The organism is Planctopirus limnophila DSM 3776 (genome assembly GCF_000092105.1).
In the GTDB taxonomy this organism is placed as follows: Bacteria; Planctomycetota; Planctomycetia; order Planctomycetales; family Planctomycetaceae; genus Planctopirus; species Planctopirus limnophila.
In genome coordinates this window covers 3,448,322-3,461,877 of sequence record NC_014148.1, presented here as the reverse complement: position 1 = coordinate 3,461,877, position 13,556 = coordinate 3,448,322, and the positions used below count along the sequence as shown (strand labels likewise).

Genomic DNA, 13,556 nt, shown 5'->3' with positions numbered 1-13,556 from the left:
ATTTGATTTCTCTTTGCATAACAATTCACAAGACACGAGCAGCAGCAACGTATCAGGGAGCAGGATCTACTCACAAATTCGTCATTCTTGCGACAGCTTTTATCATCTTGATGACAAGTGTTGCTGGAATTGCTTTGATGGAACTACCACTTCGACTCAAAGCGAACTTGTGACTGATCGACCTTGATTTTGACGATACAACAGGATCAACACTCAGTAGCCAGCAGCAGGACTGGCACGAGGCGGCAGGATGTCGCCTGACTGGAGTCTGGGCTTTACAGGAAAAGGGTCATTGGCAGCAATTGATCATTGATGCCAGCGACCGGCGGCAGGCCAGTGCCTATGCCACCTCCCAGTGACGACAGTTTGCCGCGACATTGACAAAGGATGCTTTATGGAGTTGGCGAATGTCCGCGCGTTGCGTGGGCCGAATGTCTGGTCTCAATTGACCGTCATAGAAGCCACCCTGGATTTGCGTCAGGTGACCATGCAGTTTCCCCTGGAACTGGCCAAGTTCCGCGGACAACTGACAGAGATGGCGGCCTTTCTCGCACAGGAAGATGAAACCGAAGTCTTCAGCCAGACACAACAGGATCGCTCGATCCTGCTGGGAGTCGCTGAGGTTGTGGTACGACTGGTGGTGGGCTTGCAGAATGCGGCGGGTTCACTCGTCACGCTGGGGCGCGTTGTCGAAACCAGAGAGACTGGCTTATTTCGCATTGCCTTTGAGTATTGCGAAGAAGATGTGGGCCGGCAGGCATTGAAGGACGCTTTGCGTTTGTCCCGTCATGCCCTCGCACTGGAGAATCTGCTTCCCGGGCACGCTCCTGAGCTGGCGATGTCTGCTGCGGAAATGGTTGACGAACTGCGGACACTCGACCAGCAGATTCGACTCGGGCCAAGTACCAATTCGATCGTCATGGCGGCTGTGGCTCGTGGCATCCCTTTCCGCCGCTTGAATACCCGCAGTCTGGTTCAGTTAGGCTATGGTTGCAAACAGCATCGCATACTCGCGGCTGAAACAGATCGCACCAGTGCTGTGGCTGAGGCGATCGTTCAGGACAAAGAACTGACGAAGAACCTTCTGGAGGCGGTGGGCGTCCCTGTCCCTAAAGGGCGGCAGGTCGTGGATGCCGAAGATGCCTGGGCTGCCGCTCTCGAAATCGGTCTGCCCGTGGTCATCAAACCTAAAGATGGCAACCAGGGCCGGGGAGTTGCGGTTAACCTGTCTTCCAAAGAGCAGGTCTTCTCTGCCTTTGCTGCAGCTCGGGAAGAAGGACGCGAGATTCTCGTCGAGAAGTTTGCTCCCGGTTCGGATTATCGACTGCTGATTATCGGCTACAAACTGGTGGCTGCTGCTCGCCGTGAACCTCCACAAGTCGTGGGGGATGGGCGTCACACCATTCGCGAACTGGTTCGTGAGGTCAATCTCGATCCGCGCCGTGGTGAAGATCACGCCACGCCGCTCAGCAAGATTCCGCTCGATGATATCGCCTGTGCTGTGCTGGCTGATCAGGGATTGATTCCCGATTCCGTTCCCGCTGCAGGCCAACTGGTGCTGTTGCGGCGTAATGCCAATCTCAGTACCGGTGGCAGCGCTGCTGATGTGACTGAGTTAGTCCATCCGGAAGTCGCTGCACGAGTGATTGATGCCGTCCGCATGGTGGGCCTCGATATTGCCGGTGTCGATGTGGTGGCCAGTGACATCAGTCGGCCGCTCGAGCAGCAGGGCGGTGTGATTGTCGAGATCAACGCCGCTCCGGGACTGCGGATGCATCTCCAGCCTTCCTCCGGTCAACCTCGTCCGGTGGGTGAAGCAATTGTAAATACCATGTTCCCTCCCGGCGACGATGGTCGTGTACCCATCGTGTCAGTGACGGGAACGAATGGAAAAACGACCACGACACGCCTCATGGCACATATCTTCCGTCAGCAGGGTAAATGCGTCGGCATGACCTGCACCGATGGTGTCTACATCGATGATCGTCGCATTGATACGGGCGATTGCAGTGGCCCGCGCAGTGCTCGAACTGTTCTTTCAAACCCCACTGTCGAAGCGGCTGTGCTCGAAACCGCCCGTGGTGGAATTCTGCGCGAAGGGCTCGGCTTTGACCGCTGCCATGTCGCCATTGTGACCAATATTGGGGAAGGCGATCATCTCGGGATGGCTGGCATTGAGACAGCCGAACAACTTGGACGCGTCAAGCGTGTGATTGTCGAGAACGTATCACCCGATGGTCATGCCGTCCTGAATGCCGAAGATCCCATCACTCTTGCCATGGCTGATTATTGCCCCGGGAAAGTGATTCTCTTTGCCCGCTCAGGTGATCATCCTGCAGTCAAGTCGCATCTGGCCAAAGGCGGTAAAGCCGTCTATACCCAGCAGAACTGGCTCATAGCAGCCGAAGGAAGCTGGAGTGCGCGAGTGGCGTCGCTCAATAATGTCCCGCTGACATTCTCGGGGCTGATTGGTTTTCAGGTCGATAACACCATGGCTTCGATGGCTGCGGCCTGGGCCCTGGGCATTCCCTTCGAAACGATCCGTTCGGCACTCGAGACGTTCAGCAGTGATATCCGCAAGGCACCGGCCCGGTTTAATGTGCTGGAAGCGGCTGGAGCCACGCTGATTATCGATTATGGCCACAATTCATCGGCGATTGTCGCCTTACTCGATGCGATCAACCAGTTGCCACATGGCCGCCGCCGGATTGTTTATACGGCTGCAGGCGATCGCCGCGATGAAGATATCGTGCGACAGGCGCAGCTCATTGCCAGTGGCTTTGATGAGATCGTGATCTACGAGGATCAATGCACGCGCGGCCGGGCGGATGGCGAAGTCATCCGACTGATGCGGCAAGGCCTCTCTCAAGGGGGTAGGCTTTCAAGTATCCTCGAAACGCGTGGTGAAATGGTTGCGATTGAAATGTGCCTCCAGCGGATGGAACCCGGCGATCTGGTACTCATTCAGGCTGACCAGGTCGACGAGGCCATTCAGTTCGTTCAAACCTACATCTCGAAACTCCCACTGGCGGTTGCCACTCAGGCAAATCCCCATCGTTCGAGGAAGTCGTTCGAGGAAGAATAGTTTGCTGTGTGATCGCATCTGAGACGATTTGCCACTGAGTACGACGTGCCCGGACATTTCCGTCCGGGCATTTTTGTTATTGAAGGATTGTCGAGCAGCCAATGGATCGGAGGCTCGGTGCGAAATTAGCCTCGCCACTAAAGGGCGCAGTCGTGCATGGATCTGCGTGCGCGAGGCGCCACTTGGAAAATCTCAAAAATGCCTTGCGAGTGATTTTACTTGCATGTACAATAACTATCGGCCTATGATCGGAAATGAAAAGTGTCCCAAATTCGAATTGAGCAGATTGCGAGGGAGTGCGTGGCCGTGCGGCTGCGTATGCTCAATAGAGTCGTTACGAATGTCTACGATGAGGCATTGCGCCCATTGGGGTTGAAAGTCAGCCAGATGAACATTCTGGTGGTTGTCGCCTTGATGGGCTTGCCACGTCCTACGGATCTCGGTGAGGCACTTCATATCGATGTTTCGACTCTCAGCCGCAATCTGGAGAGAATGAAAAATCGAGGCTGGCTGGAGTTGCTGAGCGACGACAACGACGGCAGGGCACAGCAAGTCCGGCTGACCAGCGAAGGACGCCAGCTTCTGGAAACGGCAGCCGGGTTTTGGGAAGCCGCTCAGTCGCAAGTGATCGCCACTCTCGGCGCTGAGATGGTTCAACAACTCACCACATCGTCTGATCGAATTCGAACAAAGTCTTAATTCTCGATTTGCCCATATAGTTGTATATGCAACAGGTGAAGCATGAAGATTGAAAAGCATCCGACAGTGCTGGCCTACCGCGAGAAAAATCAGTCTGGGCCAGCAAGTCCAGCAGCAGTTTTGCAGGCCAGTGAACTGAAGCAACTGGCACGCGATGCTGGTGCCGATGATGTGGGATTCATCGAGATCGGCAGGCCTGTTCTGGATCAGGAGCGGCACGAGATCTTGAAGGCTTACCCCCGGACGAAAGCGCTCATGAGCATTGTCGTGCGGATGAATCGCGAACCCATTCGTTCTCCCTCTCGATCTGTGGCTAATCTGGAGTTTCATCATTGCGGTGATGAGGTGAATGAAATCGCTCACCGCATTGTCCGCCAGCTTGAAGATCGTGGTATTGGAGCTATGAATCCCTCCATGGGTTTTCCTATGGAGATGGCTGACTTTCCCGGGAAGGTCTGGGTGGTGTCCCACAAACCAGTTGCTGTCGCTGCCGGGCTGGGGATGATGGGAATTCATCGCAATGTGATTCATCCACGATTTGGTAACTTCATACTTCTGGGGACAATTCTGCTCGATGCCGAGATTTCGGCATACGACGATCCCATCAGTTACAACCCGTGCCTGGAGTGCAAACTTTGCGTAGCCGCCTGCCCGGTAGGTGCGATTTCAGCCGATGGTCAATTCGATTTTTCTGCCTGCTATACACACAACTATCGCGAATTCATGGGAGGCTTCACGGATTGGGTGGAGCAGGTCGTTGATAGCAGGAATGCTGTCGAATATCGCCAGCGAGTGACCGATGCCGAGTCTTCATCGTTGTGGCAAAGTCTCTCGTTTGGTCCCAATTATAAGGCGGCGTATTGCCTGTCAGTTTGCCCGGCAGGAGAAGATGTCATCGGCCCCTATCTTGCGGACAAAAAAGAGCATCTCAGGGAGATTGTGCGTCCACTGCAAGACAAGCACGAGACCATCTATGTGCTGAAGAACTCCGATGCCCAGCAGCACGTCACCCGTCGATTTCCTCACAAGAAAGTCAAAATCGTCGGCAACGGTCTGCGGCCTGCCACGATTGAAGGGTTCCTCAAAGGGGCTCCGCATGTTTTTCAGCCAAAGCAATCGGCTGAGTTGAATGCCACATTCCATTTCACGTTTACTGGCGATGAAATCTCGAAGGGGCAGCCTCAGCGGGCGACGTTTCAGATTCATGACCAGGCTTTGACAGTCACAGAAGGGCACCAGGGTAATGCCGATCTCAGCATCAACGCAGAGGCTTCGACCTGGATTGGGTTTCTTCGAAAGGAACGCCACATCGTCTGGGCATTACTGACACGTAAAATCCGCCTGAGAGGTCCACTCAAGCTGCTGGTGGCATTCGGCAAGTGTTTTCCCCAGTAACAGGACAATGGTCGCTGATGCATGAAGCGACAGTCCCGTTCTGATACTGTCACAGAGATCACCATGTTCTCATACAGTGAAGTTGAGGAAGAGGATTGCCATGTGGCAGCGACTGTCAGCAACACAGGTTGTGTCCGCCCCAAAAAATACAAGAGTTTTAGAAGGGTCACGATACCAAACTCCTGTATCAGATATCTGCCAGATTCTGGTGACACTTCTGGCAATAGCAGTCCTAACGCCCCTGGAAAGTCTGGCTGCTGATGCCAGTCGAATATCCCCCGAAGGTCTTGTCGAAGGGTCTCTTCAGAAAACGATCGATCGGATCGTGGCGAAGGAACCGGGGGCGACAATCATTCTCTCTCCGGGAGAATATCGACTCGACAAGACACTGAAGTTGACTGCCAAGCATAACGGGATGACTCTTAGGGGCTCGCCGGGATCCATTATTCGCGGGTCGATTTCACTTCACGATTGGAAGCCTGTCGCAGGGCATGACGGGCTATGGCAAGCCACTTTACCCATGCCGGTTCCGGCACATCTCAGCCCTCGACTGATCTTTCACGATGGGAAACTCCTGGCCCGGGCTCGCACTCCTGATGCTGGCTGGTTGGAGACAGAACAGACTCTTCAGACAAATGGGCCCATCCAACTGGAGATTCCTCAAGAGCACTGGAATTCTGCCTGGCAGGAAGGGTCGGGCCTGGTCGTTCGAGCAGTTCAGAAATGGGCTGGCTTTGAGCAGGTTGTGACGGGCATTGACACCAGGCAACGTACGCTGACACTTCCACTGGCAGCCATCGGCCATCGGCAGGAAAAGAAGAACCGCTTCTGGTTCGAAAACTCGTTAACTGACATCAATCGTGAGGGAGAATGGATTTATCGACCGGCTGAAAATGCCATCCTCTGGAAACCACTCGCACAGGCAGGTTCTTCATCGGCAATCCCACGAGTCGATGTCTCGCTACTGGAAGCCTTGGTGGTCGTTGACCATGCCGAAAACGTGACACTGGAGGGGCTTGATTTCCGGGAATGTGGGAGTTCATTTTCTGCTCAAGGCGAAATCGATGTGCAGGCGGCGGCCAAAAGGCGCGGTGCCATACAATTCCGCTGGGCTCGTCACTGTACGCTCAAAAACTCAACAGTTTCTCTAGTCGCGGGATATGGCGTAGATTTGCAGACAGGCAGCAATTCCATTCGGATTGAAAACTGCCGATTGCATAACCTGGGGGCGGGCGGGATCCGGATTGGTGAGGCGGTGATCGCACCCGAGTCGGAAAAGCAGGTCAGTCGAAACATCGTGTCTGGTTGTCAGATCAGCCGCTATGGAAACATTGATTTTGGTGCTGTGGGTGTCATCGTCTTTCAGTCGAGTGAAAACCGGATTTCGGATAACACGATCTTCGATGCTCCTTACTCCGGGATCTCGGTTGGCTGGACCTGGGGCTATAAAGAGTCTCCCTGCCATCACAACATCGTCGAACACAATCATATCCACCATCTGGGAAGCGATCTTCTCAGCGATATGGGTGGTGTTTATCTGCTGGGCCCACAGCCGGGAACGATTGTTCGCAAAAATCTGATTCATGACTTGAAGTGCCACGAATACGGAGCGTGGGGGCTCTATACCGACGAAGGTTCGACGGGCATTCTGCTGGAAGAAAACGTCGTCGCCCGCTGTATGAAGGCTGGTTTTCATCAGCACTATGGTAAAGACAACATCATTCGCCGCAATCTGATTGTCGATTGTGGTGAAGGGGGAGTGCGCCGGTCTAAGGAAGAAGAGCACAACTCATTTACGTTCGAGCAGAACGTCGTTGTCAATACGACTGGCCACTTTCTGCATTCGAACTGGAAAAACCGCAACGTGCAGCTCAACAAGAATCTCTACTTCTCGAATGCCCCGCAGCCATGGAGGTGGGGAATGTGGAAATGGGCGGCCTGGCAAGAACTGGGGTACGATAAGGATTCTCTATTGGCTGATCCCTTACTGGTTGATCGCTCACAACCCCAACAAGGATTCCAGATCAACTCACCCGTTTATCGAGAACTCGGCTGGTGGCCCGACCGATCTCAGCCTCGACCACTTGCTGATACTGGTCCTCGATCAGCAGTTGTGTCTTCAGCTTCACAGTGACCCGAAGACCCTTTTCTCACGATGGGGTACTCAGACTTCGCGTCATCTTGTTGCGTCATCAAGAGTTAGTCTTCTCCTCTCGGATAGCGAGGGGCAGGCTTGATTCCCAAAGCCTTGATCCGTGAAGCCAGAGTGGTTGGCTTGAGGCCCAGAAGTGCTGCTGCTCCCCCTGGCCCTGAGATTTTGCCATGAGTGGCCTGCAGTGCTGCCAGAATGTTTTCTGCTTCCATCTGCCGGATCTCCAGGTCGGTGCGAATGGGAATCTCCTGAGATGTCGCTGTGGAATTGCTGGGCGACTTCACAGATCTGGTGGGTTTGCTGCCCGTTGTTTGAGGGAGTTCAATCAAGAGTCTCTCGTTGGTCGAAGTAATGACCGCTCGTTCGATGACATGCTGCAACTCGCGCACATTTCCCGGCCAGTCGTATTGCTGAAGTTTCTGGACGATGGCGAGAGTCAACAAAGGTTGAGGACGTCCCACCTTGCGTGCTGCAATCCTCAGGAAGTGACTGGCCAGGAGGGGAACATCCTCTTTGCGTCGACGTAATGGCGGGACTTCCACAGGGAACACACTCAAACGGTAATAGAGATCTTGCCGAAACCGCCCCGCCTCCGCCTCCATGCGTAAATCGCGATTCGTGGCCGCTATGATCCGCACGTTGACCTTCCGTGTTCGTTCTTCGCCAACTCGCTCCAGTTCTCCCTCTTGCAACACACGCAACAGTTTGGCTTGGAGTTCCAGCGGAATCTCGCCCACTTCATCAAGAAAGAGTGTCCCCCCATCCGCCAGTTCAAATCGTCCGACTCGATCGCGCAGGGCTCCGGTGAATGCCCCTTTGGCATGCCCGAAAAACTCGCTCTCGTAGAGTTCGCGCGGGACGGCGGCGCAGTTCACCTTGATGAGCGGACGATTCGATCGCCTGCTGCGGCGATGGATCTCGCGGGCGACCAACTCTTTGCCAGTGCCACTTTCCCCAAGAATCAATACTGACGAATCGGTCGGTGCTACCAGGTCGATCTGCTGAGAGACTGTCCCCAAAGCCGGGCTTTGACCGATCAGTTCGCCGAACGCACCGCTCCCCGTCACTTCTTCCCGTAGGTACTCGTTCTCCAATTCCAGACGCTTACGAAGACTTTCAATTTCGGCAAAGGCTCGAGCGGTAACGATTGCTGCCGCCGCGTGGTCGGCAATCATGCGCAGCCAGCCCATGCATTCTTCGCCAATAATCTGCCGGGCAAAGACTCCGAGTACCCCGAGAACTTTTCCCCTGTGGATCAGTGGTTGACCGGCGAAGCCTCGAATCCCTTCGGCTCGTACCCACTCCGGACGTGCAATCCATTCTGGTAGAGGTTCCTGGATCTCTGGTTCTTCGATGGCCAGTCCCGTGGCAGCGATCCGTCCCACTTTGCGCACGCTGTAGGGCATATACTGGAAAGCCCCATCCACCGCAGTCCAGGTGATCGAGGGCGTTGTCAGCGAGGATCCACGACTGGCAACCAGTTTCAGACACTCTGTCTGGTGCTGACACACCTCCTGTGTCGAGCAGCCACGGCATTCGCTTGTCGGTTGCGATAACCAGATGCGGGCCAGAGCGATGCGTTTCTGCTCTGCCAGTCGGCTGACAATCAGGTTGAGCAAGCCCTCAACGGAATGTTCTCGCGCCAGATCAAGGAGCAGGCGTTTGGGGTCTGAGACCAGAGGCTCACTGCGGACATCGCTCATAGATCGACTCACGAAATTTCGTGATGTGTTTACGTGTATTCGTAAGAATACGATATGTCGTTATTTACTAGGTGTCAATAAAAATGTCGTAAACTCATGTTTTTAAATGATTTGTGTTTTTTCTGTTGAGTGGCATGGGATGTGTGCTAAGGGGTGTCAGTTATCGAATTGTTCGGTGACAAGAATTTGAATCCAGAATTTGAAAGAAATCATCATGCCACGAATCACTCCTCTCGATCCACAGAATGCCACTGGCCACGTCAAAGAACTGCTCGATGGAGTTGGCCGCAAGTTGGGGATGGTTCCCAACATGATGCGAACGATGGCTCAAGCTCCGGCTGTCCTCGAAGGCTATCTGCAATTCAGTGGTGCCCTGGCGCGTGGGCAACTGAGTGCCAAAGTTCGAGAACAGATTTCTTTAGCGGTCGCTCAAGCCAATAGTTGTGACTATTGCCTGGCTGCTCATTCGGCCATTGGCAAGATGGTCGGCCTGACTGTCGACCAACTGCGTGACAGTCGGCATGGAGAGGCGGTTGATCCGGGAACCGATGCTCTGCTGCGTTTTGCTCACAGAGTCGTTGAGACGCGCGGTCATGTGAACGAAGCCGACGTGCAGGCCGTCCGAGATGCAGGTTTTGGTGATGGCGTGATTGCCGAAGTCGTCGCTGGTGTCGCCCACGACATCTTGACCAACTACTTCAACATCGTCGCAGCGACGGAAGTCGATTTCCCCCACGCTCCGGCTCTCTAACAACAGTCGAAGCCTCGCGATGACCAACAGTCGCGAGGCTTTACGAGCGTTATCCTCAATGAGTTCCCGGCTCACGAAAGAGGCAGATCATCATGTCCACGACGATCCAACAGCATGCGACACTGATCCTAGTGCCGCCATTCACACAAGAGACGGCACTCCGCAAAGTTCGTCTGGCCGAAGATAGCTGGAATTCCCGTGATCCAGTGCGTGTCTCCCTTGCCTACACCGAGGACTCCGTCTGGCGTAATCGCAGCGAGTTCGTCACCGGTCGCGCAGAGATCCAACGGTTTCTGGCTGGTAAATGGCAACGGGAACTCGACTATCGGCTGGTGAAAGATCTCTGGGCTTTTACTGATAATCGTATCGCTGTCCGCTTCCAGTATGAATGGCGCGATCTCCACGGCGGCTGGCACCGGAGCTATGGCAACGAACTCTGGGAGTTCGACGAACGTGGTTTGATGCGTCGCCGCGAGGCCAGCATCAACGACATCGATATCGTCGAATCCGACCGCAAATTCTTCTGGCCCGCCCCCGGCGCACGCCCAGCGGATCACCCGGGCATTTTCGAAATCCGCTAAATAACGATCAAACTTGTTCTTTAAAGCCCACTTCTCATTTAGAGAGTATTGACCATGTCTCGCAGTAATTCCCTCGCTATTCTATTGGCTTTCTCAGCATTCACGGCATGGGGTTGGCTCTCCGCCAACGAAACCCAGGCTCAAACCCAGACTGTCCTGCACAAGACGGTCAAAGTGGGCGACCTCGACATCTTCTATCGTGAGGCCGGTCCGAAGGACGCGCCGACGATCCTGCTGCTGCACGGCTTTCCCACCAGTTCGCAGATGTTCCGCAATCTCATTCCCGCTCTGGCCGACAAGTACCACGTCATCGCCCCTGACTATCCCGGTTTCGGCCACAGCTCGATGCCCACCCACGACAAATTCACCTACACCTTCGACAACCTGGCAAAGGTAATCGACGAATTCACGCAAAAGATCGGCCTCACGAAGTACGCCCTCTATGTGCAGGACTACGGCGCGCCGATCGGCTATCGTCTGGCCAGTGCCCATCCCGAACGCATCACGGCGATCGTCGTCCAGAATGGCAATGCCTACGATGAAGGGCTCGACAACGACTTCTGGAAGCCGATCAAGGCCTACTGGAACGATCCCACCAGCCAGACGAAGCGCGACGCCCTCAAGGGAGTTCTCAACTACGACGCCACCAAGTGGCAGTATCTGCATGGGGTGAAGCAGCCGGAGCGTGTCAGCCCGGATGGAGCTGCCCACGATCAGTTTCTCCTCGACCGCCCCGGCAATGCCGAGATTCAGCTCGACATGTTCCTCAGTTACGGCAGCAATCCGGCCCTTTATCCCCGCTGGCAGGAGTATTTCCGTAAGCACCAGCCGCCGATGCTGATCGTCTGGGGAAAGAATGATCAGATCTTCCCCGCTGCCGGTGCCGAGCCTTACAAACGAGACCTCAAGACGCTGGAGTTCCATCTCCTCGACGCGGGTCACTTTGCCCTGGAATCCAACGGCGACGAGATTGCCCGACTGATGCGTGATTTCCTCGGCAAGCATGTTGCTCGCAAGTGATTCTCGGCTCACCAACCTTCCGGACAGCAGGTGGCACAGATTGCTCGTCTTAGAGCGACCTGTGTGCCAGCGGCACAAGAGTTTGCGCCTCCCTCGACCATGATCTTTTTGCTCTTTGATATTTCAGCAAAGTGTTTCTTTCCACCCACTGCCGGGGATCGCTCGCCGGCAGTGGCTTTCGATTCCGTCGCAATGAGTAACTGCATCAATCAGGTACAAATGGTGTACGATGATTTTGGCCAACTGATCACGGAGTACCAGTCCCATGATGGAGCGGTGAACGTGTTGACGACACCGAAAGTCCAGTACACCTACGCCGACGGCTCGAATAACTCGATCCGCCAGACAGGGCTGGTCTATCCCAACGGCCGCACGTTGACCTACAGCTACGGCACCGCCAACAGTCTGGATGATGCCCTCAGCCGCACCGTCTCGATCATCGACGACGATTCCACTCACCTGGTCGATTACGAATACCTGGGCCGTAGTACCTTCGTCACCAGCACCTCCCCCGAACCCGGCATCCAATGGACGCTGGTCGGTTCCAGCAATGATCCCGATACCGGCGATATATACACGGGCCTCGACCGCTTTGGCCGAGTCAAAGACAACCGCTGGCACAAAGAGGGCACCGATCTCGACCGCATCAAGTACGGCTACGACCGCGCCTCGAACCGCATCTGGCGGGAAAACCCGGTCGCCCAGTCTTACAGTGCCGAGTTCGACGAAATCTACACCTACGACGGCAGCCATCGGTTGAAGGACATGGCTCGCGGAACATTGAATGTCGGCCACACGGCCCTCACCAGTCAAACGTTCGGCGAGACCTGGAACCTCGACGCCACCGGCAACTGGACCGCCCACACCCGCGACGACGACGGCGATCTGACCAACGACCTTGTCCAGGCCAGAACCGCCAACGAAGTCAACGAAATCGGCACCATCACCAACAGCGTCGGTTCAAGCTGGGCCCAACCCGCCTACTCCCCCGCCGGGAACATGACCACCATCCCCCAGCCCAAAGACCCCAGCAAGGAATACCTCGCCACCTACGACGCCTGGAACCGACTCGTCAAACTCGAAGAGGAAGTCTCCAGCACACTGGAAACCGTCAGCACCTACGCCTACGACGGCCGCAAGTTCCAGATTACCCAGGAAGAATACACCGACGGTACCATCGAGGAAACCCGCCACCTCTACTACAACAGCGGCTGGCAAAACCTCGAAGACCGCCTGGGCACCGCCCCTGATTCAGAAGCCCCCCACCAACACCACATCTGGGGTCTGAGATACATCGACAACTGCCTCCTCCGCGACCGTTCTACAGATTCCACCCTCGACGAACGCCTCTACACCCTTCAAGACGCCAACTGGAACGTCGACGCCATTGTCAATGGGAACGGCGACACCCAGGAACACTACAACTACTCTCTTTATGGCAAAATCACCACCCTCGACGACAGCTTTGTCCACGCTTCTCCCAGTCGTGCCTGGACAATTCTTTACTGTGGCTACAAGGCAATCAAGTCACAGGTTATGTATATGGTTCGGCACCGAACGCTCATTTCCACCTTAGGCCTCTGGGTATCACGTGATCCTATATTTCGACTTATCAACGAACAGGTGAGATTGATTGTTGAGCCAGGCTTCACACCTCTGTATTCGTACGCATCTAGTAAACCATTAAACCACACAGACCCATCAGGCTTGCGAGAGATCCCCTGCACTGGAACACCCTGTCATAACTATTGCCCTGGCTCGGGAAGGGGCCCCCAAGTTTCCAACGAATACTGCAGTTACTTAGCCTGGATAAATGGAAATTGTTGCACTCAAATAAAGATTGATTTAGGTAAACAATGCTGTGAATCGAAAGGCGAAGTGTTAAATACATGCACGTGGGATAGAACTGGCATGGCAACTGGACTAACTATTTGGACTTGCAAAAAACCAAAATGGAAGGGCACGACAAAGGCAAATGGATGCTGCAAGCCCGGATGTGGTATCTTCAGTGCTACAGGTGACACCAAAGAGAGCTGTGAGGCAGCTGCAGAGAAAAAATGCAGAAACGCGGGATGTCACACCCCAGGGGAGAAACCATGGAACTGCAAGTGCTCGCATACACACTGCCACCCTCAATAAACACTACCCTTTGTTACCTAGAAATAGCATT

At 54.7% G+C, this 13,556-nt stretch carries 9 protein-coding genes; 8 read left to right on the top strand and 1 reads right to left on the bottom strand.

All coding sequences use genetic code 11. The annotated features are described in order from the left end of the window. Window positions 1-394 precede the first annotated feature (394 nt). The 4 genes from cphA to PLIM_RS13705 all read left to right on the top strand — a co-directional run bounded on the left by cphA (window position 395) and on the right by PLIM_RS13705 (window position 7,313). On the top strand, window positions 395-3,085 hold the full coding sequence (gene cphA, locus PLIM_RS13720; RefSeq protein WP_013110925.1) for a cyanophycin synthetase: 2,691 nt from the start codon (window positions 395-397) through the stop codon (window positions 3,083-3,085). 261 nt (window positions 3,086-3,346) lie between these two features. Beyond that, window positions 3,347-3,784, top strand: coding sequence for a MarR family winged helix-turn-helix transcriptional regulator (locus PLIM_RS13715; RefSeq protein WP_041401765.1), 438 nt, complete (start codon window positions 3,347-3,349; stop codon window positions 3,782-3,784). 42 nt (window positions 3,785-3,826) lie between these two features. Then, complete coding sequence (locus PLIM_RS13710) at window positions 3,827-5,179, top strand: 4Fe-4S binding protein (protein ID WP_013110923.1); 1,353 nt, start codon at window positions 3,827-3,829, stop codon at window positions 5,177-5,179. Window positions 5,180-5,279: 100 nt separating this feature from the next. Then, window positions 5,280-7,313 carry a right-handed parallel beta-helix repeat-containing protein gene (locus tag PLIM_RS13705; protein ID WP_013110922.1) on the top strand — a complete coding sequence of 678 codons (2,034 nt, stop codon included), beginning with the start codon at window positions 5,280-5,282 and terminating at the stop codon, window positions 7,311-7,313. Window positions 7,314-7,378: 65 nt separating this feature from the next. Here PLIM_RS13705 and PLIM_RS13700 read toward each other — a convergent pair whose 3' ends face one another. Then, a complete protein-coding gene (locus tag PLIM_RS13700) occupies window positions 7,379-9,034 on the bottom strand; it encodes a sigma-54-dependent Fis family transcriptional regulator (protein WP_013110921.1) in 1,656 nt (551 codons plus the stop codon). Between the two features lie 214 nt (window positions 9,035-9,248). Here PLIM_RS13700 and PLIM_RS13695 point away from each other — a divergent pair, with 214 nt between their 5' ends. From PLIM_RS13695 to PLIM_RS13680, 4 genes are all read left to right on the top strand, one after another. After that, window positions 9,249-9,785, top strand: a complete 537-nt coding sequence (locus tag PLIM_RS13695) for a carboxymuconolactone decarboxylase family protein (RefSeq protein ID WP_013110920.1) — start codon at window positions 9,249-9,251, stop codon at window positions 9,783-9,785. A 92-nt stretch (window positions 9,786-9,877) separates the two neighbouring features. Further along, on the top strand, window positions 9,878-10,366 hold the full coding sequence (locus PLIM_RS13690; protein ID WP_013110919.1) for a nuclear transport factor 2 family protein: 489 nt from the start codon (window positions 9,878-9,880) through the stop codon (window positions 10,364-10,366). A gap of 54 nt (window positions 10,367-10,420) precedes the next feature. Next, on the top strand, window positions 10,421-11,386 hold the full coding sequence (locus tag PLIM_RS13685) for an alpha/beta fold hydrolase (RefSeq protein ID WP_013110918.1): 966 nt from the start codon (window positions 10,421-10,423) through the stop codon (window positions 11,384-11,386). 63 nt (window positions 11,387-11,449) lie between these two features. Continuing rightward, window positions 11,450-13,525 carry an RHS repeat domain-containing protein gene (locus PLIM_RS13680; protein ID WP_041401763.1) on the top strand — a complete coding sequence of 692 codons (2,076 nt, stop codon included), beginning with the start codon at window positions 11,450-11,452 and terminating at the stop codon, window positions 13,523-13,525. Window positions 13,526-13,556: the final 31 nt, after the last annotated feature.